Annotated in this window: 22 protein-coding genes; 14 read left to right on the top strand and 8 right to left on the bottom strand. The window is 59.1% G+C overall.

What is annotated here, in order from left to right:
* Positions 1-31: 31 nt before the first annotated feature.
* Together DFO46_RS17300 and DFO46_RS17295 are read left to right on the top strand one after the other, a co-directional pair.
* Positions 32-1,213, top strand: coding sequence for a divergent polysaccharide deacetylase family protein (locus tag DFO46_RS17300; protein WP_120278347.1), 1,182 nt, complete (start codon positions 32-34; stop codon positions 1,211-1,213).
* Between the two features lie 7 nt (positions 1,214-1,220).
* Entirely contained in the window at positions 1,221-1,754 is a 534-nt protein-coding gene (locus DFO46_RS17295) for an RNA pyrophosphohydrolase (RefSeq protein ID WP_120278346.1), read from the top strand.
* Between the two features lie 21 nt (positions 1,755-1,775).
* Here DFO46_RS17295 and DFO46_RS17290 read toward each other — a convergent pair whose 3' ends face one another.
* A complete protein-coding gene (locus DFO46_RS17290; protein ID WP_120278345.1) occupies positions 1,776-2,681 on the bottom strand; it encodes a LysR family transcriptional regulator in 906 nt (301 codons plus the stop codon).
* Between the two features lie 123 nt (positions 2,682-2,804).
* Between DFO46_RS17290 and DFO46_RS17285 the strand changes: the two genes are divergently transcribed.
* Together DFO46_RS17285 and DFO46_RS17280 are read left to right on the top strand one after the other, a co-directional pair.
* The gene (locus DFO46_RS17285; RefSeq protein WP_245408890.1) at positions 2,805-3,383 is read left to right on the top strand and encodes a hypothetical protein; all 579 of its coding nucleotides are present in this window, start codon (positions 2,805-2,807) and stop codon (positions 3,381-3,383) included.
* Positions 3,380-3,634: an Atu4866 domain-containing protein gene (locus tag DFO46_RS17280; RefSeq protein ID WP_110791365.1), complete on the top strand. Its 255-nt coding sequence runs from the start codon at positions 3,380-3,382 to the stop codon at positions 3,632-3,634. Before DFO46_RS17285 ends, DFO46_RS17280 begins: the two co-directional genes overlap by 4 nt.
* Positions 3,635-3,691: 57 nt before the next feature.
* Here the strand turns inward: DFO46_RS17280 and DFO46_RS17275 are convergent, their stop codons facing one another.
* Entirely contained in the window at positions 3,692-4,102 is a 411-nt protein-coding gene (locus DFO46_RS17275; RefSeq protein WP_120278344.1) for a rhodanese-like domain-containing protein, read from the bottom strand.
* Between the two features lie 68 nt (positions 4,103-4,170).
* Here DFO46_RS17275 and ftrA point away from each other — a divergent pair, with 68 nt between their 5' ends.
* A complete protein-coding gene (gene ftrA / locus DFO46_RS17270; protein WP_120278343.1) occupies positions 4,171-5,196 on the top strand; it encodes a transcriptional regulator FtrA in 1,026 nt (341 codons plus the stop codon).
* A gap of 31 nt (positions 5,197-5,227) precedes the next feature.
* Here the strand turns inward: ftrA and DFO46_RS17265 are convergent, their stop codons facing one another.
* Together DFO46_RS17265 and DFO46_RS17260 are read right to left on the bottom strand one after the other, a co-directional pair.
* A complete protein-coding gene (locus DFO46_RS17265) occupies positions 5,228-5,977 on the bottom strand; it encodes an SDR family oxidoreductase (protein ID WP_120278342.1) in 750 nt (249 codons plus the stop codon).
* Positions 5,978-6,117: 140 nt separating this feature from the next.
* On the bottom strand, positions 6,118-6,561 hold the full coding sequence (locus DFO46_RS17260; protein WP_062281683.1) for a metallopeptidase family protein: 444 nt from the start codon (positions 6,559-6,561) through the stop codon (positions 6,118-6,120).
* 352 nt (positions 6,562-6,913) lie between these two features.
* Between DFO46_RS17260 and DFO46_RS24165 the strand changes: the two genes are divergently transcribed.
* The 5 genes from DFO46_RS24165 to bfr all read left to right on the top strand — a co-directional run bounded on the left by DFO46_RS24165 (position 6,914) and on the right by bfr (position 13,645).
* Entirely contained in the window at positions 6,914-7,672 is a 759-nt protein-coding gene (locus DFO46_RS24165) for a hypothetical protein (protein WP_245422632.1), read from the top strand.
* Positions 7,572-9,143 carry a DNA polymerase Y family protein gene (locus DFO46_RS17255; RefSeq protein ID WP_281039961.1) on the top strand — a complete coding sequence of 524 codons (1,572 nt, stop codon included), beginning with the start codon at positions 7,572-7,574 and terminating at the stop codon, positions 9,141-9,143. The genes DFO46_RS24165 and DFO46_RS17255 overlap by 101 nt, the downstream gene beginning before the upstream one ends.
* Positions 9,140-12,514, top strand: a complete 3,375-nt coding sequence (locus DFO46_RS17250) for an error-prone DNA polymerase (RefSeq protein WP_120278340.1) — start codon at positions 9,140-9,142, stop codon at positions 12,512-12,514. Before DFO46_RS17255 ends, DFO46_RS17250 begins: the two co-directional genes overlap by 4 nt.
* Before the next feature lie 72 nt (positions 12,515-12,586).
* Positions 12,587-12,934: a (2Fe-2S)-binding protein gene (locus DFO46_RS17245; RefSeq protein WP_348627750.1), complete on the top strand. Its 348-nt coding sequence runs from the start codon at positions 12,587-12,589 to the stop codon at positions 12,932-12,934.
* 225 nt (positions 12,935-13,159) lie between these two features.
* Positions 13,160-13,645: a bacterioferritin gene (gene bfr, locus DFO46_RS17240; protein ID WP_110791372.1), complete on the top strand. Its 486-nt coding sequence runs from the start codon at positions 13,160-13,162 to the stop codon at positions 13,643-13,645.
* A 153-nt stretch (positions 13,646-13,798) separates the two neighbouring features.
* Here the strand turns inward: bfr and acs are convergent, their stop codons facing one another.
* The gene (acs, locus tag DFO46_RS17235; protein WP_110791373.1) at positions 13,799-15,751 is read right to left on the bottom strand and encodes an acetate--CoA ligase; all 1,953 of its coding nucleotides are present in this window, start codon (positions 15,749-15,751) and stop codon (positions 13,799-13,801) included.
* A 232-nt stretch (positions 15,752-15,983) separates the two neighbouring features.
* Between acs and DFO46_RS17230 the strand changes: the two genes are divergently transcribed.
* Positions 15,984-16,691 (top strand): DUF1013 domain-containing protein, encoded by a 708-nt coding sequence (locus DFO46_RS17230; protein WP_110791374.1) that lies wholly within the window; start codon positions 15,984-15,986, stop codon positions 16,689-16,691.
* Between the two features lie 90 nt (positions 16,692-16,781).
* Here the strand turns inward: DFO46_RS17230 and DFO46_RS17225 are convergent, their stop codons facing one another.
* Together DFO46_RS17225 and DFO46_RS17220 are read right to left on the bottom strand one after the other, a co-directional pair.
* The gene (locus DFO46_RS17225) at positions 16,782-18,716 is read right to left on the bottom strand and encodes a propionyl-CoA synthetase (RefSeq protein WP_120278338.1); all 1,935 of its coding nucleotides are present in this window, start codon (positions 18,714-18,716) and stop codon (positions 16,782-16,784) included.
* Positions 18,717-18,827: 111 nt separating this feature from the next.
* Positions 18,828-19,487, bottom strand: a complete 660-nt coding sequence (locus DFO46_RS17220; protein WP_120278337.1) for a YggS family pyridoxal phosphate-dependent enzyme — start codon at positions 19,485-19,487, stop codon at positions 18,828-18,830.
* A 189-nt stretch (positions 19,488-19,676) separates the two neighbouring features.
* On the opposite strand from DFO46_RS17220, the gene leuS reads away from it, so the two are divergent.
* Genes leuS through holA form a run of 3 tightly spaced genes read left to right on the top strand, consistent with a single transcriptional unit; the run spans position 19,677 to position 23,858 of the window.
* On the top strand, positions 19,677-22,298 hold the full coding sequence (gene leuS / locus DFO46_RS17215) for a leucine--tRNA ligase (protein WP_120278612.1): 2,622 nt from the start codon (positions 19,677-19,679) through the stop codon (positions 22,296-22,298).
* Between the two features lie 40 nt (positions 22,299-22,338).
* A complete protein-coding gene (locus DFO46_RS17210) occupies positions 22,339-22,803 on the top strand; it encodes a hypothetical protein (protein ID WP_245422630.1) in 465 nt (154 codons plus the stop codon).
* An 8-nt stretch (positions 22,804-22,811) separates the two neighbouring features.
* Entirely contained in the window at positions 22,812-23,858 is a 1,047-nt protein-coding gene (gene holA / locus DFO46_RS17205) for a DNA polymerase III subunit delta (RefSeq protein ID WP_120278335.1), read from the top strand.
* On the opposite strand, the gene DFO46_RS17200 is transcribed toward holA, so the two are convergent.
* The gene (locus tag DFO46_RS17200) at positions 23,855-24,742 is read right to left on the bottom strand and encodes a ParB/RepB/Spo0J family partition protein (protein WP_120278334.1); all 888 of its coding nucleotides are present in this window, start codon (positions 24,740-24,742) and stop codon (positions 23,855-23,857) included. The two genes, holA and DFO46_RS17200, sit on opposite strands and share 4 nt — an antisense overlap.
* Positions 24,743-24,754 lie beyond the last annotated feature (12 nt).

Below are 24,754 nucleotides of genomic sequence, written 5' to 3'. Positions count from 1 at the left end.
CTGAGAGCCGTCAGGATCTTGGAAGTCTCGTATGGATTTGCATGGGCCGCTTGGTCTTGAGCGAAAAGGCGGAGGCCGCAGAAAGCGGTACCTCCGCCTTTCGACGTTGTCGTCAGGTTTCGCGGCCATCGTCCTGGCCGGTCTTTCTGTTTGGACAACCCTTTCACCCCTGCATCTGCGGCACGATCCGCCGGTCAGCCTGACGGCGGCACAAGCCGAGCCTGGTCCAATCGCTGAAGCGCCAACGGACGCCCCCCCTGCAAGCGAAAACGCCGGCATCAGGACGAGCGGTCCCCAGGATGGCGCCAATGTCCGTCACACCAAGACCTCAGATGGCAACGTCGTCACGACATTCTCCCCGACCGGCCGCAAGGGTCCGATCATCATCGGTGCCAATACGACCCAGGATCCACGGCTGGCCGGGCAGCCGAATGAAGACCTGATTGAGCAAACTGCCGAAGGCGACCTGCCCATCATATCCTCGAGCGGTCTGAGACCTTTCGATTTCTACGCCCGCCCCTGGTCAGGTGCGCGCGGCACCCGCATAGCCATCGTCATCGGCGGCATCGGCCTCAGCCAGACGGGCAGCCAGAAGGCTATCCGCGATTTGCCCGAAGACATTACCCTCGCATTTGCTGCCACCGGAAACAGCCTGCAGCGCTGGATGCAGGATGCACGCCGCAAGGGTCATGAGATCGTCCTGCAGGTTCCGATGGAGCCTTTTGATTATCCATCCAATGATCCCGGTCGCGGTACACTTCTCGCGGAAGAGCGGGCAGCTGGTAACCTTGCGAATTTGCACAAGGCCATGGCTGAGATTACCAACTATACCGGCATCATGAACTATATGGGCGCCCGCTTTCTCGCCGACGACAAGGCCATGGACCCTGTCATGCGCGACATTGGCAATCGCGGCCTTATGTTCTTGGATGACGGTTCGACAGCGCGGTCGTTGTCAGGCGATTTTGCCAAGGCGATCGGCTTTCCGCATGCCTATGCCGACGTCGTTATCGATGGTCAGGTGGATCGCCCGGCGATCCTCGCCAAGTTGGACGAATTGGAACGTATTGCCCGTCGCAATGGCCAGGCGATCGGCGTCGGTGCCGCCTTTGACGAAACCATTGCAGCCGTTGCCGAATGGCGAAACGAGGCGGTAGCCCGCGGCATCGAATTCGTCGGCGTTTCGGCGCTCGCCAATGAAAACAGACCTTGAGGACATCATGAGCAAGAACGAAACCACAAGACCTGAGGTCAAGGCTGAGGATCTGCCCTATCGCCCTTGCGTCGGCATCATGGTCCTCAATAAAGCCGGCCTCATCTGGTCCGGGCGCCGTATCCCAATCGGCAATTCCGAGTATGACGGCTCTCCACAACTCTGGCAGATGCCGCAAGGCGGTATTGATCCTGGCGAAGATCCCTTGCCTGCCGCACTCAGAGAACTTTATGAGGAAACTGGAATAAAGACCGTTTCCCTGTTGGCGGAAGCAGGACGCTGGATCCACTACGACCTGCCGGCAGAATTGATCGGCATCGGATTGAAGGGCAAGTATCGCGGCCAGACACAGCGCTGGTTCGCCTTCCGCTTCGAAGGCGACGAAAGCGAGATCGCCATCAACCCGCCCCCCGGCGGCCACGAGCCGGAATTCGACGCCTGGGCGTGGAAACCGATGACGGAACTTCCCGACCTGATCGTCCCCTTCAAGCGCCGTGTCTATGAAGAGGTCATCGCCGAATTCGCCCATCTGGTAGGATGAGCACAAGTATGGAGCCTGTCTTCAACCCCAACTCTGGCCACGCCGATAGCGCTGCACATGATCGACCAGAGCCCGAAGCTTTGGCGCCATGTTCCGACGGTTAGGGAAGTAGAGATAAAAGCCCGGGTAGGGCTTCAGGTAGGCTTCCAGCACAGGCACGAGATCTCCGCTTGCGATGAAGGGCTCGAAGGTCTCGCGGACGGCATAGGTGAGCCCCGCGCCGGCGACCGCCATGCGCAGCATCAATCGAAGATCGTTGGTGGTGATCTGCAGCGTAATCGCCACCTCGAAGCTGCGTCCGGCCTCCTCGAACTCCCAGGGTGCCGGCACCTCTTCCGGTGCCGGTCGCCAGGCGATACAGCGGTGCCCGGCAAGTTCCGTCGGATGTTGCGGCACGCCGTAACTGGCAAGATAGGCGGGTGAGGCAACCACTGCCTCGCATTGCTCGCCCGTCAGCGGGATCGCGACCATGTCCCTTTCGATCACCTCGCCCAGCCGTACGCCGGCATCGAAGCCGCGCGAGACAATGTCCCAGGTCTCGTCGGTGACCGTCACATCAATGGTGATATCGGGATGCGCCTCGGCAAAGCTGCCGAGCAGCGGCCCGGAGAGAAAGGCGTCCGCAATAGAGGTGACGGCAATCTTCAAATGTCCAGCGGGTCTCGTATCGCCGCTGAGATCCTCCAGCGCCGCCCCGATGTCCGCCATCGGACGGCTGAGCATCGCCAGCAGTTTTGTCCCTGCTTCGGTCAGCCTGACGCTCCGCGTAGTGCGCACGACAAGCGCAATGCCGCAAGCATTTTCGAGCCGCTGAACACCCTGGCTGACAGCGGAACGGGTGATACCGAGGCGGCGGGCGGCCGCGGCAAAGCTCTGCTCTTCGGCAACGGCGAGAAACAGCGGCAGCAGGTTCAAATCCAGCATCATTGTAAAGAAACACTCACCAATCTGGTCATTGTCAGCTGGATACCGACGACAGCGCCATCCGTCTAGGGTCCCTTGCATCGGCGACGCGATCCGCGCGGACCCACAAGACGAGAGGATTTCCCAATGACCACCAACACCAGGTCGATTCTAACCGGCGCGCTTGTCCTCGCCACCTTCCCCATTTTTCTCACACCCGCAGCAGCCGCTGGCGCCGCTTGCGCCACATCGGGCGCGGAAAGCCCGCTGGAACTGCATCGCGACTGGATCATGGAAGGCTGGGAACGGCGCGAAGGCGACCCTGCCTTTGTCTTCGGCACGAAGATGCAGCGCTATTACGATCTGAAGCAGACGAAGGGCGTGTTCTACGACAACTTCGCCCCCGGCAAGACGCAGCTCTTCACCGATTCCGCCCGCTACGGCGCCAATTGGGAAGATCTGCAAAATGCCGCCCGCTCCGTCCGTCACGGGCTGACCTCAGGCCATGACCAGCTGCTCGACGGCAAGGTTGCCTCCACCACGCTCGGCTTTGTCGGTCGTCTGGAGCGGCTGAATGGCGAAGTGCTCGCCTTTGATGGCCGTTCGCAGCTCGGCTGGACCTGCACAGACGGCGCCTGGAAGATCCGCCAGGAGCTGAACTATGCCTGGGTCGTCGAACCCGAAACCATTGCCGATGTGCTGGGAAAGGGAGAGCTTGCGCCATGACGGATGAAGCCCGGGCCACCCATCCGTATGTAGGCCTGTGGGTGACGGAGGACCGGCATATCCGCCATGAACTTCTGCCCGACAACCGCTATGTCGAGGCCCGCGGCAATCGTGAGCGCGCCTATCTCGGCCGTTACGAGGTTACCGGCTCCCATATCGAATACTGGGACGATACGGGCTTTACCGCTGACGGCGATTTTCGCGACGGTATTCTCTACCATGCCGGCATGGTCTTGCACCGGGAACGCTGATCCCGATAGCCCAGAAAAGGGCGGCTCCTCCCAGCCGCCCTTTGGCCTCACACATCATCAGGCAGCGGCACTGACACCGGTTTCCACGGCAAAACCCTCATCCGCCCAGCCGGTCATGCCGCCGATCATCACCTTGACCTTGCGACCGAGCCGCGCGAGTCTGAGCGCCGCTCGATCAGTACCGTTGCAATGAGGCCCGGCGCAATAGACGACGAACAGCGTATCCTCAGGCCATTCCGCCATCTTCCGCTCGGTCATCTTGCCATGCGGCAGATTGATGGCGCCCGGCACATGCGCAACCTCGAACAGCTTCGACCCACGCACATCAAGCAGCACGAAGTCGGCTTTTCCCGTGGTCAATGCATGATTCACGTCCCAACAATCCGTCTCGAAGGAAAGCCGAGCGGCATAATGGGCTGCGACAAGAGCAGATTCGGCGGCGGGCACTTCACTGACAATGCTGGACATAAAAAGCTCCTTTCGGATGGACACGATCGGATCTTGCCTTTTCGAGGTTTTCCGCGAAACTGGCGAGAATGACAACATACACAAAGATCACGCCAATCGCACCACAGACGCCTCCCCTGTCGTGCTCTCCGCTCACCGGCCCGCGCGTTGTAACCCTCGCCTATGACGGACTGTGCACTTTCGAATTCGGTGTTGCGGTAGAAGTCTTCGGATTGGCCCGTCCGGAGATGGGCACAAACTGGTATCGCCATGCGACGGCTGCAATCGAGCCGGGCCCCCTACGCGCCGCAGGCGGCCTGACCGCCACAACGACAGGTGGATTGGGTATGCTGGAGGAGGCGGACCTGATCGTCGTACCGGGTTGGCGCGGAATCGACGAACCCGTTCCAGCCCCGTTACTTGACGCCTTGCGCACCGCCCATGCGAGGGGTGCCCGTCTGATGTCGCTGTGTTCCGGTGTCGCGGTGCTGGCTGCCACTGGCTTGCTCAATGGTCGCCGGGCCACGACACACTGGCGTTATGCCGAAGCGATCGCAACGCTTTACCCCGAGATCCACGTTGATGCTGATGTCCTTTATATCGACGAAGGCGACGTCCTTACCGCTGCAGGAAGTGCCGCCGGCATTGACCTGTGTCTGCATGTCGTGCGGCGCGATTTTGGCGCTGACGCAGCCAACAGCGTTGCGAGACGCCTGGTCGTACCGCCGCATCGTGAAGGCGGGCAGGCACAATTCATCGTGACACCCGTGCCCAGAGAACATGAGGGGCAGCGGCTTGGTCCGCTGATCGATTGGATCGACGCGAACTTGCATCAGGAAGTGAGCCTTGCGCAAATGGCTGCCCGCTCCGGAATGAGCGCGCGAACATTTCAACGCCGTTTCCGCGACCTTACCGGCAGCAGCCCCGGCGAATATCTCCTCACCCGCCGGCTGCGCCGAGCCTGCGATCTTTTGGAGCGGCAGGCTACAATCTCTGTCGATGACGTTGCCCTTGCCTCAGGCTTCGGCACCCCGGCGACATTACGCCATCATTTCCGCAGCCGCCTTTCAACGAGTCCCGCCGCCTACCGGTCCCGTTTCCGGCATGTCGATTGAGACCAGCCCATAGGGCAGAAACGCAGCATGACTACTTCACCGCAGCATTGCCGCCATCCGCGTAGAGCGCCGAGCCGGCAACGAAACTTCCCATCGGTCCGGCGAGGAAAAGTGCGGCTGCGGCGATCTCTTCCGGTTGCGCGATCCGTTTGAGCGCATGAAGCGAGGCTGCCCAGTCCTTCTGCGCTTGGTCTCCGGCCATGGACGTATCGGTTCCGCCCGGAAGCAGCGCATTGGCCCGGATGCCCTCGGCCCCGTAATCCGCCGTGATCCCCTTCACAAGTCCCATCAATCCGGCCTTGGCAGCACCATAGGCCGCCATTCCCGGGAGGCCGACGCTCGTACCCACGAAGCTGGAGAGGAAGACAAGGGCACCGCCGCCCGTCTGCAGCATGGCCGGGATCTGCGTGCGCGCAGCCAGAAAGGCGGAGGTCAGGTTGACATTGATCACGTCGTGCCACATTTCCGTATCAAGTTCGGCGAGGGGAGCGATCTTTCCAACAGTACCGGCATTGTTGATCGCGATGTCGAGGCGACCGAAATGGCCAAGCGCTGCCTCCACCATTTTCGCATGCGTCGCGGTCTGGGCCACATCTCCCGGAACGGTCACGGCACGGCCGCCGGACCGCCGGATTTGCGAAGCGGCATCGTCAAGGGCACCCACACCCCGAGCGTTCAGGACAACAGCGGCACCGCATTCTGCAAAGAGGCGCGCCGTCGCGAGACCAATACCCGAGGATGCGCCGGTGATGATGGCAACCTTGCCGTTAAGACTGTTCATGATGATGATCTCCTTGGTTGGGAGATTGGTGATAGGCGCCGGCTGCGGGCTTCGCCCACCCGTTTCTTGCGGATCACGTCCCGCGTTAAGGATGCTGCTTGCAAGTCAGCCGTGAGGGGTGAGGGCGTGAGCGGAGAGGCTTAGCGATCCGTCGCTGCGGCTTCTTCTGCGCTTTCCTCGATCCGCTCCATGTCGTCATCGGAGAGGCCGAAGTGATGGCCGATCTCGTGGATCAGGACATGGGTGATGATATCCCCCAGCGCCTCCTCGTTTTCGGCCCAATAATCGAGGATGGGCCGACGATACAGCGTGATACGGTTCGGCATCATCCCAGTTTCCATGGTGAAGCGTTCGGATATGCCCCGCCCCTCGAACAGGCCGAGTAGGTCGAAAGGCGTTTCCAGCGCCATGTCCTCAAACACTTCATCCGTCGGAAAATCAGTGATCTCGATGATGAGATCCTTGGTCAGGTCGCGGAATTCCTGCGGCAGATGGCCATAGGCCTCGATCGCCAGCGACTCGAACGTGCTGATCGTCGGGGCATGGCGTTCGCGCCAATCCTCGCTCTGGTCAATACGGGCCATGATTACTCCTTACTGGTTGAAGATATAGGCGTTTTGCCCGATCATTTCGAGAGCAAATCCCGAAGAGGAATAAATTCTTATTCGAATCCGGTTGACTCTTTTGTCCAGCTCTGGAATCTCTAGGAACATATAGAGAACATCCGGGATAGGAGAGATCGTCATGGGCCTTGGCCCTCAGGCGCATGGAGAGCTTTTTGCCCTGCGGCAAACCATTGCCCGCATTGAGGGAAAGCCGGACCATGCCGCTCGTCTGGCAGCAGGACTTGACCAGGAGGGGCAAGCCGGAACGCAGGGCAGGGCAGGGCGTGAGGGTTTTGACTTATTCCCCTCGACGCTCCGGTTCGACGATCTGATGGTGGAACTGCTGATGTCCGGTCTGATGGTGGAGCTGCGCGGTGAACGACTTCAGCAGGCCGGTACCACCACCGGGTTTGCGCTGGCACTGGCAATCATGGGTGGCGATCAGGCGGCAAAGGGTGGCTCTAAACGCCTGCTTTTCATCGCTGATCCGGATGTCGTACGAGAGGCGGGTCTGGTCTATGCCCCCGGCCTCGTGGATTTCGGGTTGGATCCGGCAGAACTGGTTCACGCACTGCCGCGCCGCATCGAAGACGCGCTTTGGCTGGCGGAAGCCGCACTGGTTTCCCGCGCCTTTTCCAGCGTCGTGCTGGAGGTGCATGGCAATCCAAAGAAATTCGGCCTGACCGAGAGCCGGCGCCTTAGCCTCAAGGCGCGGGGCACGGGTGGCAGGTTGTTTGTGCTGCGGCAGGCAGGAGAAGAAGAGGCCTCCAGCGCCTCACTTCGTTTGTCTGTCCAAACCGCGCCGGCGGCGGCGCGTATTCTCGCCAACGGAACCCTGCTGGGCGGCAGCATCGGGTTTCCTGCTTTTCGTATCCTTGCCGAGAAGTCCCGATTTCCGGGACAGACCGAGCTCATCCTGGAGTGGAACCCTGATGACCGCCGCCTTCACCCCCTCGCTGATACCGGAACATCCGGCATCGGATCGCCGGATCCTCTCCCTCTACTTTCCACGGCTCGCGACCGATCGCATCGCACGCAGGCGCTGGGGTCTGTCGTGGCGTTCGGCCCCATGCTCAACCGCGCATCCTGAAAGGACGCCGCTCGTCTGTGCCGCCCGTGCTGCCAATACCATGCGGTTGACAGCGCTGGATGAGATGGCTGAGAGTTTTGGCCTGCGCGTCGGCCAGGGTTTGGCAGAGGCCCGGGCCATCTGTGCCAGTCTGGATGTGGTCGAAGCCGATCCGGCAGCGGATCGAGCCTTTCTTGAGGCGATCGCCGATTGGTGTGATCGCTACACACCGCTGGTGGCAATGGATGGCGACGACGGTCTAGCACTCGATATCACCGGCTGCGCCCATCTGTTCGGCGGTGAAACCTGTCTCGTCGATGACCTTGCCGGGCGGCTATCTGCTTTTGGCCTTGCCGTGCAGCTGTCAGTCGCTCCGACGCCGGGTCTTGCGCGGGCCTCCAGTCGGTTCGCAGGGCCGCGTGTGATTGCCGGACCAGAAGCCTCAACCCTGTTGAACCCATTGCCGATGGCAGCCCTTCGTCTTGAGCCGCAAACCATCATGGATCTGGCAAGAGTCGGTCTGAAAACCGTCGGCGATCTCATTGGAGCTGCCCGCGCGCCCATCACCCGTCGCTTTGGTCGTGCGCCCCTGCTGCGGCTGGATCAGGTTTTGGGTCGGGAGGGAGAACCCATCTCACCCCGCCGAATGCCGGCACTGCTCTCGGCAGAACGGCGGTTGGCAGAACCGATCGTCGCCGAAGATCATATCCTGGACCTTGCAGGGCGCCTGGCTGCAGGCCTGAAAGTTTCGCTGGAAGCCCGCAATGAAGGCGGGCGCCTGTTCGAATTGCTGATCTTTCGCGTCGACGGCCGCGTCTTTCGCATCGAAGTCGGCACCTCCGCTCCTTTGCGCGATCCTCATCGTATAAAGGCGCTGTTCAAGGATCGCCTCTCCGTCCTCAATGACGAGCTGGAGGCAGGCTTCGGTTTCGAGCTGCTGCGTCTCAATGTGCTCTTGAGTGAACCCTTTGAAATCCACCAGGCAGGCCTAGTCGAAGAGGAAGAGGGAAGTGAACATCTCGCCCGCTTCCTCGATCAGGTGTTTGCGCGCCTTGGGGAGAGGGCGCTTCGACTGCCGGTGTCACTCGCCAGTCATTGGCCGGATCGCGCAGCGAACCATGCCCCGCTCACCGACGGATTGAAGACACTGGGCCGCCGACACGCCATCGAACAAAGCATGAAACCGCCCGTACGCGGTTTACGACCGCTGCGTCTTCTCGCGCGTCCCGAAGAGGTAGAGGTGATGTCCGCCGTTCCGGATGGCCCACCCGCCAGCTTTCGCTGGAGACGGGTGCAGCGTCGCATCGCCCGCGCCGAAGGTCCAGAGCGGCTGACGCCCGAATGGTGGGCCGATGGTGAGGATGCCGCCCCACGTGACTATTTCCGCATCGAAGACACGATAGGTCAACGATACTGGCTGTACCGAAAGGGACTCTACGAACGAGAGACAACGATCCGGCCTACATGGTTTCTTCAGGGGATGTTCTCATGACATCCTCTTTTGCGGCAACCGGCCCCTGTTTTTACGAGATCGGTCTGAAGAGCAATTTCTCCTTCCTCGATGGGGCATCGCACGCCGAGGAACTCGTCTTACAGGCCCTTGACCTCGGGCTTGAGGGCATCGGTCTTGCCGATGTGAATACGGTCGCCGGTGTCGTTCGCCTGCATGCCTCGGCCAAACAGAAAGGTCTTGCCTTTCGACCCGGAGCACGTCTCGTCTTCGCCGACGACACGCCGCAACTGCTTGCTTATCCCATCGACCGCAAAGGCTGGGGCAACCTCTGTCGACTTTTAAGCGCTGGAAACCTGCGCTCGCAGAAAGGTGTGTGCACGCTGTACGAGGCAGACCTCATGCAATGGTCTGGAAATCTCCTTTTTGTCGCCATGCCGCCGCCCTTGCCGGAGGTCACTCATGCCGGTGCTTTTGAGCTCCGCCTTCAGCGTCTTCTGCCGGCCTTGAAGGAAAAACTCTATGTGGCACTCACCCCACGTCATGATGGTCTCGACCGCAAGACGTTTGCCGAACTGGAATTGATCGCCCAAAACTTGCGCCTGCCACTCATCGCCACCAATGACGCCATTTATCACGCACCGGAGCGCAAACCGCTTGCCGATGTGCTGGTCGCCATCCGTGAGCATGTCGCCGTGACCGAGGCAGGCTTCCGGCTCCACGCTCATGCAGAACGCCATCTAAAGAGCGGTCGCGAAATGGCACGATTGCTGAAGGAATATCCGGAGGCGATCGTCAACAATGCAAAGTTCTTTAGCCGGCTTTGTTTTTCACTCGATGAACTCGCCCATCAATATCCCGATGAGAGTTTCGGTGGCGAATCGCCTGCACTGGCCTTACGCCGGCTGACCTATGAAGGCGCGAGAAACCGCTATTCCGGGACCATTCCGAAAAAAGTTCAGGGTCTACTCGATTACGAGCTGAAGCTCATCGCGGAAAAGCGTTACGAACCCTATTTCCTTACCGTCTACCGCATCGTGTGCCATGCGCGCAGCGTCGGCATCCTCTGCCAGGGTCGGGGATCAGCGGCCAATTCTGCGGTCTGCTTCTGCCTCGGCATCACCGAGGTCAACCCGGAAAACACCACGCTTCTGTTTGACCGTTTCATTTCCACCGAACGTGACGAACCGCCCGATATCGACGTGGACTTCGAACACGAGAAGCGGGAAGAGGTGATCAAATTCATTTATGAAACCTATGGACGAGAACATGCGGCACTCACCGCTGCCGTTATCAGCTATCGGGCTCGCTCGGCTGGCCGTGAAGTGGCCAAGGCTTTCGGCTTGTCAGAGGATGTCCAATCAGCACTGGCCGGTTCGATCTGGGGCTGGTGGACCAGCGATTTTACCGAAGATCAGGCCAATGCTGCCGGGCTCGACCTGAAGGATCCGACCACGCGGCGGGTGCTGGCTTATGCTCAAGCTCTCCAGGGCTTTCCACGCCACCTATCCCAGCATGTTGGCGGCTTCGTCATCACCCGCGACCGGCTGGACGAGGTCGTTCCGATCATGAATACGGCCGATGGTCGTTACATGGTGGAGTGGGACAAGGATGATCTGGACACGCTGAAGATCCTCAAGATCGACGTGCTGGCACTCGGCATGCTCACCTGCCTCGCCAAGGCGTTTGCGCTTCTGGCACAACATTATGATCGCCACGAGAACCTCGCCTCGGTCAACGGGCAGCAGTGTCCCGAGGTTTATGACATGATCTGCCGAGCCGACACGCTCGGCGTCTTCCAAATCGAGAGCCGGGCGCAGATGAGTATGCTGCCAAGGCTCAAACCCCGAAAGTTCTACGACCTCGTCATCGAAGTCGCCATTGTGCGACCTGGCCCGATCCAGGGCAACATGGTTCATCCCTATCTTAAGCGCCGGGAGGACGAACTTGCTGGCCGGAAGATAGATTATCCGAGCCCGGAACTACGCGGCGTTCTGAAGCGCACGCTGGGTGTGCCTCTCTTTCAGGAACAGGCAATGCAGATTGCCATTACGGCAGCGGGTTTCACGCCTGCAGAAGCAGACCAGCTTCGCCGCGCAATGGCAACTTTCCGCCGCACCGGTCAGGTCTCGAGTTTTCAGAAGCGCATGATCGAAGGCATGGTCGAACGCAAATACGACCCAGAATTTGCCGCCCGCTGTTTCAGCCAGATCGAAGGTTTCGGCGAATACGGCTTTCCCGAAAGCCATGCCGCCTCCTTTGCCTTGCTGGTTTATGTCTCCTGCTGGTTCAAGGCCTATTACCCTGACGTTTTCTGCGCCGCTATCCTGAATTCCCAACCCATGGGTTTTTACGCGCCCGCCCAGTTGGTGCGAGACGCTCGTGAACATGGTGTCGACATGAGACCCGTGGATATCAATCATTCGACCTGGGACTGCAGCCTTGAAGCCGGTTCCGAGGAAGACGCTGCTTTTGATCCGAACCGGATGGCTCCACGTCATCGTTCGATGGTGACTGTCATCAAAACCAAGAAGGCCGTTCGTCTCGGCTTTCGCCAGATCAAGGGCCTGTCGCAAGCGGATATGGACCATCTCATTGCCTGCAGGGGCAGGGGATACGACTCTGTCCGTGATCTCTGGCTTCGCACCCGCCTTCCCCGGAGCACAATCGAAAAGCTCGCCGATGCCGACGCCTTTTCCTCGCTCGGTCTGTCCCGCCGTGACGCGCTCTGGGCAGCCCAGGCACTCGATGCAGAAGCGGCCATCGAAGTCCTGCCGCTTTTCGAGACAGGACCACTCGAAAATCTACAGCTGGAGGCCGAGGTCACTTTGCCACGCATGCTGCCGGGCGAGGAGGTTCTAAGCGACTACCGGACGCTGACCTTCTCGCTGAAGGCTCATCCCATCTCCTTCCTGCGTCCCGACATGCGGAGAGCCGGATTGAAATCGGCTTCGGATCTGGAAAGCCTGCCCCACGGCGCCAAAGTCACCGTGGCCGGCCTTGTGCTAGTGCGCCAACGGCCCGGCTCGGCGAAAGGGGTGATCTTCATGACCTTGGAAGATGAAACGGGCACGGCCAATGTCATCGTCTGGCCGAAGATCTTCGAGCGTTACCGGCCTGTCGTGATGGGCGCCCGCCTCGTTTCGCTTCGCGGTCGCCTGCAAAAGGCTCATGGTGTGATTCACATTGTGGCCGATCATCTGGTCGATGCCACGCAACGTCTCGGCCTGTTGCAAAAGGATTTGGCCGGATTTGATACTTTGGCGCATGCTGACGAGGTCAGAAAGCCGGGCGTCGATCAGCGCCAGAGCAAGCGGGAGAAGCAGCCTATGGCAGTTGCAGCACCACCTCCCGGCCATCCACGGCGAAGCGCTATGGCCGACCTCCTGCCCAAGGGCAGAAATTTCCATTGACGCAGGGGTAACTGGCGTGTCCGCGAATTTTCTTGACAAAGAGCATTAGGTTTACCAGAAAGGAGAGAGTAAGTGTCATGTTTGACGGTCTCCGATCCCATGCTGGTCTGCAGCTGCAATTACATCACCGACAAGGACATCAAGGCAGTTATCCATGAACTGCTGGATGAAGACTGTTGGCAGTTGATCGTTCCAGGCAAGGTCTATCACGCCATGGGTAAACGTGGCCGTTGCTGCGGCTGTTTCCCAAATGTCGTTGACCTGATCATCAAGACCACCGCTGAATATCACGCTGCGCGCAAGACCGAGGAAACCGAGGTCGTCAATTTCATGGAGCGTCTGAAGCAATTCCATGAAGAGCAGAAGGCAGCTCTCGCCGAGCGTCGCCAGACCATGCTTGCGGCCCGCCGCGCAGGCTGAGTTCACTCCCCGCTATCTTTTCCTATATTAGTCACATTGGCGTTTCATGAGTGATTGCCCTGTTGTGGATCGCAGAAGCTGAAACCTGGCATCCTGTCCGTCACCACTCTGCGAAGCGATCTGCGGCAGCGCCGCCAAAATTAGAATCCTTCTAAAAGAGGTCTCGACAGATTGGGCTGCCGACGCTAGTGTTCCCCAATTCCAATCACGTAAAGGACGATAAAGATGAAGGGTGATCCCAAGGTCATTGAGCAGCTCAACGAAGCGCTGTTTCTCGAACTCGGCGCTGTCAATCAGTACTGGCTGCACTACCGCCTGCTCAACGATTGGGGCTATACGAAGCTCGCCAAGAAAGAGCGCGCCGAATCGATCGAGGAAATGCAGCACGCCGACAAGATCATCGACCGTATTATCTTCCTCGAGGGTCACCCCAATCTGCAGACAGTCGCGCCGTTGCGCATCGGCCAGAACGTCAAGGAAGTGCTGGAAGCCGATCTTGCAGGCGAATATGACGCCCGCACCGCCTACAAGGCCTCGCGCGACATCTGTCACGCTGCAGGCGATTATGTTTCGATGAAGCTTTTTGAAACGCTGCTCATGGACGAAGAGGGCCACATCGACTTCCTGGAGACCCAGTTGGATCTTCTCGGAAAAATTGGTGAACAGAAATACGGCCTTCTGAACGCTGAATCCGCAGATTCGGCCGAGTAAAGCAACTCGGCGACGACGTTCTCAATCGTTTATGCCGATCGATCAACGCATGAATTCAAAAGCCCGAAGGTTGCAATCAACCTTCGGGCTTTTTAGTGCGCAGATGCGAATAAAATCCGGCGTCGATAAGACGCCGGATCATGTCAACGCCGATCAGGCGCTGCGGTTCTGTCGGTTCGCAATCAGGTCATCGACGACAGCCGGATCAGCAAGCGTCGACGTATCGCCGAGAGCTCCAAAATCATCCTCGGCAATCTTTCGCAGAATGCGTCGCATGATCTTGCCAGATCGGGTCTTTGGAAGTCCCGGCGCAAACTGGATCTTGTCCGGGCTGGCAATCGGCCCGATCTCGGACCGCACATGCTTGACCAAGTCGGCCCGCAGAGCCTCGTTGCCCTCATGACCAGACATCAATGTCACATAGCAATAGATGCCTTGGCCCTTGATGCTGTGCGGGTAGCCCACAACTGCAGCTTCCGAGACCAGATGGTGCGAAACCAAGGCTGATTCGACCTCGGCGGTGCCAAGTCTGTGCCCGGATACGTTCAGTACATCATCAACGCGCCCTGTGATCCAATAATACCCATCCTCATCCCGGCGGCAGCCATCACCGGTGAAATACTTGCCCTTGTAGGTCGAAAAGTAGGTCTGAACGAAGCGCTCATGGTCCCCATAGACCGACCGCGCCTGGCCTGGCCAGCTGTCCGTGATGCAGAGATTGCCGTCGGTCGCACCTTCCAGCACCTTGCCTTCGTTATCGACCAGTTCAGGTTTGACGCCGAAGAAGGGGCGGGTCGCAGAGCCGGGTTTCAGCGGAGTCGCGCCGGGCAGGGGGGTGATCATGATCCCGCCGGTTTCTGTCTGCCACCAGGTATCAACCACGGGCGACTTCTGTTCGCCGACGACGTTGTAATACCACTCCCAGGCTTCCGGATTGATCGGCTCACCGACAGAGCCGAGCAGACGGAGCGATGAGCGGTCGGAACGCTTCACGAAATCGTCACCGGCACCCATCAGCGAACGGATCGCCGTTGGCGCCGTGTAGAAGATATTCACCTTGTGCTTCTCGATGACCTCCCAGAACCGGCCCTGGTCGGGGAAGGTGGGAATGCCTTCGAACATCAGCGTGGTGGCGCAGTTCGAGAGTGGGCCGTAGACGATGTAGGAATGGCCTGTCACCCAGCCCACATCGGCGGTGCACCAGTAGATGTCCCCGTCGTGGTAGTCGAAGACATATTCGTGCGTCATCGAGGCATAAACGAGATAACCGCCGGTCGTATGCATTACGCCCTTGGGCTTGCCCGTCGAGCCGGACGTGTAAAGGATGAACAGCGGGTCCTCCGCCTTCATCTTGACCGGTGGGCATTCGGCCTTGACCGTATGCATCTCCTGGTGATGCCAGATGTCGCGGCCAGGAGCCCAGCCGATCTTGCCGCCGGTGCGGCGCACGACGAGAACCTTATTGACGATGACATACTGCTTCGCAGCGATGTCGATGGCGATATCGGTGTTTTCCTTGAGAGGTACCGGCTTGCCACCACGCACGCCCTCGTCACATGTGATCACGAAGGTGGATTCGCAGTCGACGATACGGCCGGCCAGAGCTTCAGGCGAGAAGCCACCGAAAACCACTGAATGAACGGCCCCGATGCGCGCGCAGGCGAGCATGGCATAGGCAGCTTCCGGGATCATCGGCATGTAGATGGTGACGCGATCGCCCTTCTTCACACCGTGCTTCTTCAAGACATTCGCCATCCGGCAAACATGCTCGTAAAGCTCGTTATAGGTGATCTTCTTGTCGATATACGGGTTGTCACCTTCCCAGATGATCGCCACACGTTCGCCATGCGTCTTCAGGTGACGGTCGATGCAGTTGTAGGAGACGTTCGTCAGGCCGTCTTCGAACCACTTGATCGGCACCTTTCCCTTGAACGAGGTGTTTTTTACCTTGGTATAGGGCTTGAACCAATCGATGCGCTTGCCGTGCTTGCCCCAGAACTTTTCCGGGTTCTCGATGCTTTCCTCGTACCACTTCAGGTACTTGTCCTCATCGATCAGTGCTTGCGCCTTCGCCGATTTCAGCACCGGATAGGTTTTGGCTGACATGAATTCCTCCCATGTTGACGGGCCACTCCAAATGACCAGGACCGTCCTCCCCGGCCTATCGCGGCTATTCATATCAGGAGAAATTCAGCCAGCAATTAGACAAAGGTCATTCGTGTCTTGGAGAATTGCAATTTCGTTACATTATCGCTATAAGGACGCCGAATTCCCGGAAATAGTGGTTTAAACCCACGGCCCGCGACAACCGGCGCGGACGTTCAGAAGGATTGTATCCATGGCCCAGACACTGCTCATGCCGAAGGCGACCGCCGTTTGGCTCGTCGACAACACCGCGCTGTCATTCGACCAGATTGCGCAGTTCTGCAAACTGCACCCGCTCGAAGTCAAGGCGATCGCGGACGGCGAAGCAGCGCAGGGCATCAAGGGTCTCGATCCGATCGCCACCGGCCAGCTGTCGCGCGACGAAATCGTCAAGGCCGAGAAGGACCCGAACCACAAGCTGAAGCTCTCCGAGCCGAAGGTCCGGGTTCCCGACTCCAAGCGCCGCGGCCCGCGTTACACGCCAGTTTCCAAGCGCCAGGATCGTCCCAACGCCATTCTCTGGCTGGTGCGCAACCATCCGGAACTGAAGGACGCCCAGATTTCGCGCCTCGTCGGCACGACCAAGTCGACGATCGAACAGATCCGCGAGCGCACGCATTGGAACTCGACCAACCTGGCGCCGATGGACCCCGTCACCCTCGGCCTGTGCAGCCAGATCGACCTCGACCTGGAAGTGGAAAAGGCATCCAAGGGTCGTCCGCTTCCGACTGCTGCCGAACTCGGCGCCACGCTTCAGTCGACCAGCGAAACCGAAAATCTCCCCTTCGGCTATGGCCGCGAGGAAGAGAAGGAAAAGGAAATCGACGCCAACGCCGTTTTCGCCAAGCTGCAGTCGCTCAAGTCCGACCGTCGCAACGACGACGAAGACGACCAGTACTAAGCTTTCAAACGAGCGCGACATCAGGACCCCGGCACCATCTGGTGACCGGGGTTTTCTTTTGGGCAAAGCTCACGCGCAAAAAGAACGCCGTCAGCCGACGGCAACCTTGCCGGCTGACGGGACTTGTCCATGCGCTTGCAGAACAGCTGTTATTTCGTCGAGAATGGCGGGATCATCAATCGTCGCCGGCATCTTCCAAGGCAATCCATCAGCGATTTTCTGCATGGTTCCCCGTAGAATCTTACCGGATCGAGTTTTCGGCAGCCGATCGACCATCAGCACCATCTTGAAAGCGGCAACAGGACCGATCTCATCGCGTACGAGCTGAACGACTTCCTTCGCAATAACGGCATGGTCGCGGTGGACGTTCTTTTTCAGCACCAGGAAGCCGCAGGGGATCTGGCCCTTCAACTCGTCGGCGATGCCAATCACGGCACATTCGGCGACATCAGGATGCATGGCACAGACCTCCTCCATGCCACCCGTGGAGAGACGGTGCCCCGCGCAATTGATGATGTCGTCCGTGCGCGCCATGACAAAGACATAGCCATCCTTGTCAATGATCCCCGCATCAGCTGTTTTGTAGTAACCGGGAAACTCCTCAAGACACGACGACCGAAAACGATCCTCGGCGTTCCAGAAGGAGACGAGGCAGCCGGGGGGGAGGGGAAGTTTGGCAACGATATTCCCCAGCGTTCCATGCGGCACTGGATGGCCGGCGTCATCCAGAACATCAAGCGCATAGCCCGGCATCGGCTTCGCAGGTGAGCCATGTTTGACGGGAAGCAGTCCGAGGCCGGCGGGATTGGCTGCGATCGCCCATCCGGTTTCCGTCTGCCACCAATGATCGATGACCGGGATCTTGAGCTTGGCTTCCGCCCATTTGAGCGTTTCCGGATCAGCACGCTCGCCGGCCAGGAAGAGCGCACGCAGGCCTGAAAGATCGTAGCGAGCCATGTGCTCGCCATCAGGATCATCGCGTCGGATGGCTCGGAAGGCCGTCGGCGCGGTGAACAGCACCTTGACGTCATGATCATTGACGACGCGCCAGAAAGTCCCCGCGTCCGGCGTCCCCACCGGCTTTCCCTCGAAGATCACCGTTGCATTGCCGGCAAGCAGGGGGCCATAGACGATATAGGAATGGCCGACGACCCAGCCGATGTCGGACGCAGCCCAGAACACCTCGCCCGGTTTCACGCCATAGATATTGCGCATGGTCCAGTTGAGCGCGACCATATGACCGCCAGTGTCGCGCACGACACCCTTCGGCTGTCCCGTGGTTCCCGATGTGTAGAGAATGTAGAGCGGATCGGTTGACGCCACCGGCACGCAGTCGACTTTTGTGCCCGTCAGTTTTTCCTGCTCGATCGCCTGGGCGAGATCAACATCGCCATGCTCGTAGCGCAGCGGCGCGTGATATTGGTCCCGTTGCAACACCAGACAATAGTCCGGCTTGGCCTTCGCCATGTCGATCGCCTGGTCGAGAAGCGGCTTGTAGGGAACGATACGGCCAGGTTCGAGGCCACAACTCGCCCCAATCACTACCTTGGCACCCGAATCATCGATCCGGGTGGCAAGTTCATGCGCGGCAAAACCGCCAAAAACGACGGAATGCACAGCGCCGATACGGGCGCAGGCCAGCATGGCGAAAACAGCTTCGGGGATCATTGGCATGTAGATGATCACCCGATCACCCTTGCTGACCCCATGGTTGCGAAGGACCCCAGCAAGCGCCGAGACCTCGGTCAAGACCGCATCATAACCGTAACGTGCGGTCTGGCCGGTCATCGGACTATCGTAGATGACTGCCGTCTCGGCGCCCCGCCCCGCCACGACATGGCGGTCAATACAGTTGTAGCAGGTATTCGTCTCTCCTCCGACGAACCACCGGCCATAGGCGCCAATGCTGCCGTCGAAGGTTGTCGTTGGCGGGGTGAACCAATGAATGTCCTGCGCAGCACCTGCCCAAAATGCGTCCGGATCCGCTTCCCAGGCTGAATAGGTGTCCTGATAACTGTCTTGCATGGCAACCCTCCCGAGGTATCGAGGCCGTTCGGCCTTTATCGGAATATTAGGATTGCCGGCAGCGGGAGGGAAGCCAGACCAAAGCGCTATGCCGAAGGTCTAACCTGCAGGTCAGCGGCTGCCGAATATGGCAGACCCGACACGAACGCTGGTGGCACCGAAGCCGATGGCTGTTTCGAAATCTCCAGACATGCCCATCGACAACTTGGCCACACCGTTTTCGTCAGCCAGCTTTGCGAGCAGGGCGAAATGCGGGCCGGGATTCTCGTCAACGGGTGGAATACACATCAGACCTTCTACCTGCAGGCCCAGTTCCGCGCGACACAGTGTCACGAAGCTCGACACATCATCAGGCGCAATGCCTGCCTTTTGCGGCTCCATGCCGGTGTTGACCTGGACATAAACGCGCAGCGCGCGCCGTTGCACCGCCATTTCAGCGGCCAGCGCACGGGCAATCTTTTCGCGGTCCACACTTTCGATGACATCAAACAGCGCAACTGCGTCTGCAGCCTTATTCGACTGCAGCGGACCAATGAGATGGAGTTCGATATCAGGCGCTTTTGCCTTCAGCGACGGCCACTTGCCTTGCGCCTCCTGGACCCGGTTTTCACCAAAGACCCTTTGTCCCCCATCGATCGCCGGCTGAATGTACGGCGCATCAAAGGTCTTTGAGACAGCAACAAGCGTAATCGAATCCGGCTCACGACCCGCTTCGCGAGCTGCTATGGCAATCTTTGAGCGAACCTCGCCCAGTCTCTGTTCAACAGACATGACTAATCCTCGTCATCATTCCCGCGAATAGGTGTCTCGGGCATCTGCACCATGGGTTAAGGGTCTCTGCGCCGCCTGACAAGACACTGCGATCGAGGATCAGGGAAGCACCTCAAAAACTTGACGCTTGGCCGGTTTCATGATGAAGGTCAGCCCTCCTTTTTGACGCTATTTCCGGAACTGCAAACCATGGCCACCGAACGTTATAACCCGCGCGACGCCGAGCCCCGTTGGCAAGCCAAATGGGCCGAGGAGAAGGTCTTCGAGACTGACAACGCGGACCCGCGCGAGAAATATTACGTGCTTGAGATGTTCCCCTATCCGTCGGGACGCATCCACATGGGCCATGTGCGCAATTACGCGATGGGTGATGTCGTGGCCCGCTACAAGCGCGCGCGCGGCTATAACGTGCTGCATCCGATGGGTTGGGATGCCTTCGGCATGCCCGCCGAAAACGCTGCGATGAAGAACAAGGTTCATCCGAAGGCCTGGACCTATGAAAACATCGCCACCATGCGCGGCCAGCTGAAATCCATGGGTCTGTCGCTCGACTGGTCCCGCGAGTTCGCGACCTGCGACGTCGACTACTACCACCGCCAGCAGCACCTCTTCCTCGATTTTATGGAAAAGGGACTGGTCTACCGCAAGAATTCCAAGGTGAACTGGGATCCCGAAGACATGACCGTGCTCGCAAACGAGCAGGTCATTGACGGCCGCGGCTGGCGCTCTGGTGCTCTGGTCGAGCAGCGCGAACTGACGCAGTGGTTCTTCAAGATCACCGACTTCAGCCAGGATCTGCTTGACGCACTCGATGAACTCGACCAGTGGCCGGAAAAGGTCCGGCTGATGCAGAAGAACTGGATTGGTCGTTCCGAAGGCATGCTGGTCCGCTGGGAAGTCGCATCCGGCAGTGCCGAGAAGGAAGTCACGGTTTACACAACCCGTCCAGACACCCTGTTCGGTGCATCCTTCCTCGCGATCGCAGCCGATCATCCCATGGCCCGCGAAGTCTCGGCGACCAACCCTGACGTCGATGCCTTCTGCCACGAATGCCGTCACGCTGGCACCTCCCTCGCCGCGCTGGAAACGGCTGAAAAGAAGGGGATCGACACCGGCGTCCGCGTCAAGCATCCGCTGGACCCCAGCTGGGAGCTTCCGGTCTATGTCGCCAATTTCGTGCTGATGGAATACGGCACCGGTGCGATCTTCGGTTGCCCGTCCGGCGACCAGCGCGACCTTGATTTTGCGCGCAAGTATGATCTGCCCGTCGTTCCCGTAGTGATGCCGAAAGACGACGACGCAGCCACCTTCGCCATTGGAGACACCGCCTTCACCGACGACGGCGTGATGATCAACTCTCGCTTCCTGGATGGCCTGTCGACCACAGAAGCCTTCGAGGAAGTCGCGAACCGTCTGTCGAACCAGACCCTGGGTAACGCCCCCCAGGGCGAGCGCAAGGTAAACTTCCGCCTGCGCGACTGGGGTATTTCACGCCAGCGTTATTGGGGCTGCCCGATCCCGGTCATTCACTGCGAGGATTGTGGTGTCGTGCCCGTCCCGAAGGCGGATCTTCCCGTTCGTCTGCCCGATGACGTTACCTTCGACAAGCCGGGCAACCCGCTGGACCGCCACCCGACCTGGCGCCATGTGGCCTGCCCGTGCTGCGGCAAGGATGCCCGTCGCGAGACGGATACGATGGACACATTTGTCGACTCCAGCTGGTACTACGCCCGCTTTACAGCGCCTTGGGAAGACAATCCGACGGATGTCGCGGCTGCAAACAAGTGGCTGCCGGTCGACCAGTATATTGGCGGCATCGAACATGCGATCCTGCATCTGCTCTACTCGCGTTTCTTCACGCGTGCGATGCGCGAGACTGGCCACGTCGACATCAAGGAACCCTTCAAGGGTCTGTTTACCCAGGGCATGGTCGTCCACGAAACCTACAGCATCGGCGATGGCCTGACGCGCGAATGGGTGGCTCCGGCCGATCTGCGCATCGAAGAGGCGGATGGAGCCCGGAGAGCTTACCTCCTGTCCAACGGTCAGGAGGCCCGCATCGGCTCGATCGAGAAGATGTCGAAGTCTAAAAAGAATGTCGTCGACCCCGACGATATCATTTCATCCTATGGCGCCGACACGGCCCGCTTCTTCGTCCTTTCCGATTCGCCGCCCGATCGCGATGTGATCTGGTCCGAGGCCGGCGTCGAGGGTGCTCATCGCTTTGTTCAGCGGGTTTGGCGGCTGATCTCCGAAGCCGCTTCGGAATTGCGGAACGTTTCGCCGAATCCGGCTAAGGAAGGTCCAGCGTTGGAGGCCTCTCAGGCCGCCCACAAGACTTTGAAGGCGGTTCAGGCAGATCTGGACAAGCTTGCCTTCAACAAGGCAATTGCCCGGATTTACGAACTGGTCAATACGCTGGCATCTCCCTTGACCCAGGTTGCTTCCGGCACGGCCGATACGACACAGAAAGCAGCGCTTCGTAACGCTGCTGAGATTCTCGTGCACCTTATTGCACCGATGACGCCGCATCTCGCCGAAGAATGCTGGACCGTCCTGAGCAATGAAGGCCTTGTGGCGCAGACTTCATGGCCGAGCTATGATGAAGCACTGGTCGCAGAGAACGAAGTCACGCTTCCTGTGCAGATCAATGGCAAGAAGCGCGCGGAATTGACAATCAACCGAGACGCGGATCAAACTGCGGTCAGCGAAGCCGTGTTGGCACTCGACGCGGTGCGTAACGCATTGAACGGTCAAGCGCCGAAAAAGATCATCGTCGTTCCGGGAAGGATCGTGAATATTGTTCTCTGAATCTCGGAAATCAAAAATGCTTCGTCGAACGGTTTTGCTTATGGCAGCCATGCTTTTGGCTGGATGTCAGGCTCGTCCTCTTTATCAGGACACTGACGGTCATACACGAGCTTCCCTGGCGGCAATTGCCTACTCGCCGGCGAACTCCCGAGTCGGCCTGGAGACGCGGAACCGTCTGATTTTCCTCACGACAGGCGGCGCTGAGTCTTCCACGCCCCAGTATCGTGTCGACCTCGATGTCACCGCTTCTGTTGAGGGTGTTCTACTCGACCGGGCGGCCGACACGGCCAACGCAGGCCGTGCGGTTGCAATCGGCACCTACACCCTTACGCGGATCTCGGATGACACAGTCCTGAAGTCAGGGCGCCGACAGGCCGTTGCCCTGTTCGACTATCCGCGTCAGGAGTTCGCCAAACTTCGTTCGGTCCGCGATGCAGAGACAAGGGCCGCTCGCGAACTCGCTGAAGTGATCTATGCGGATCTGACGATGACTTTGGGCCGCTAACGGCGGCCATGGTCGAGATCAAATCCCACGAAGTCGACGGCTTTCTGCAGAAGCAAGCGAAGCACTACCGCGTCTTCATCGTGTATGGACCGGACAAGGGCCTCGTTGCTGAACGGGCATCGGCCATAGCTGCGCTGACCGGCGTCGATCAATCCGATGGATTTGCTTTGATCCGCTTGGATGTGGGCGACATGCAGAGTGACCCCGGCCGTCTTCTTGATGAAGTGAACTCCTTTGGTCTCTTTGGGGGAGAAAAGCTGATCTGGGTCCGCGGAGCTGCCAATGAAAAGCCGCTGGTGGACGCACTTCAGCTCCTGGGCGCTGATCCGCCGCAGGGCAGCTACGTTATCGTAGAGGCAGGCGACTTGAAGAAGGGCGCAGCTCTTCGGAAAGTTGGAGAGACAAACAGATCCATTGCCTCGATTGCCTGCTATCAGGATGACTCTCGCGCGTTGAACGCGCTTGTGGACCAGGAGCTTGCGTCCGCCAACTTGCGCATTACGCCGGCTGCGCGTGAGTTGTTGCTCAATTCGATCGGAGGCGATCGTATAGCGTCACGCAACGAGATTCGTAAGTTGGTTCTCTATTGCCTGCATCAAGATCTGATCGATGAGCAGCACGTTCTGGACATCGTAGGGGACGCCAGTGCGACATCAACGGACGAGGTCGTTGACGCCGTTCTGAACGGCGATGTCGATGCCTTCCTCCATGCCGTTCAGAAGGTCATTGCCTCCAAAACAGCGATTTTCCTGGTACTGCAATCAACGATGAAGCAGTTTCATCTGCTGGAAACAATGCGCTTGGAAATGGACGAACGGCAGCAGCAGCCCTCTCAGGTGATGCAGTCCCTCGGACGCGGCATTCATTTTCGACGCAAACCAATAATCGAGAAAACGTTACGGACGTGGAACAGTAGCGATTTGGGAAAGGAAGCGTCGAAGCTGCAATCGACGATCCTGATCGGGCGTCAACGCGCCTCCCTTGAGGCAGATGCTGCAGTTCAGACACTTCTCGCAACCACACTCCAGGCGGCTCGGCGCAACAGGCGCGCTTAGCGCGCCTCAAGCAGGCGGCAGATGTCTTCGAGCTGCTCCAGCGACGTGTAGTTGATCTTCAACTGACCTCCGCCGCCCTTGTGATTGATCGACACCTGGAGCCCCAGTCGATCAGACAGACTGCGCTCGAGCGCGATCGTGTCTGAATCTTTAGGCTCACGGGGTTCCGGATGCTGCGGCACGCCCTGCGACTTGATGTGGTTTTGAGCCAATTTTTCAGCATCACGAACGGACATGCCTTTGGCTGTAATGACTTTGGCAAGGCTGACCGGATCAGGCGTCGAGACCAAAGCACGCGCATGCCCTGCCGAAAGGCTGCCCTCGGCCAGCATGTCGCGTACAGGCTCGGGCAGCTTCAACAGACGCAAACTGTTGGCCACATGACTGCGGCTCTTTCCGATGATCTCGCCCAGATCGTTCTGGGTGTATCCATGCTCCGCAATCAGCTGGTCGTAGCCCAGCGCCTCTTCAAGGGGATTAAGATCGGCGCGCTGAACATTTTCAACGATCGCGAGCTCAAGCGCTGTCCGGTCGTCAACGTCGCGGATGATGACGGGGATCTCAACCAGGCCAGCGAGCTGTGCTGCTCGCCAGCGCCGTTCACCGGCAATGATCTCATAGCGGTTGGTAGCAGCAATTGTACGCACCACAACAGGCTGGACGATGCCATGCTGACGGATGGAACCCGCAAGATCCTGTAGTTCCGCTTCATCAAAGTAGCGACGGGGGTTCTTGGGACTCCGCGAGACGAACTCAATGGGCAACGTGCGATCAGGGCTAACACTGGTACGAGTTTCACCGCCGACAGGGATGGGCTGATCCATCTCTCCGATAAGCGCTGCCAGGCCACGCCCGAGGCGCCGCTTTGATACGTCTTCACTCATTACTCGTACCCT

The organism is Rhizobium sp. AG855, from assembly GCF_003610655.1.
Lineage (GTDB): Bacteria > Pseudomonadota > Alphaproteobacteria > Rhizobiales > Rhizobiaceae > Allorhizobium > Allorhizobium wuzhouense.
This window is presented reverse-complemented; position numbering and strand designations above follow the sequence as displayed.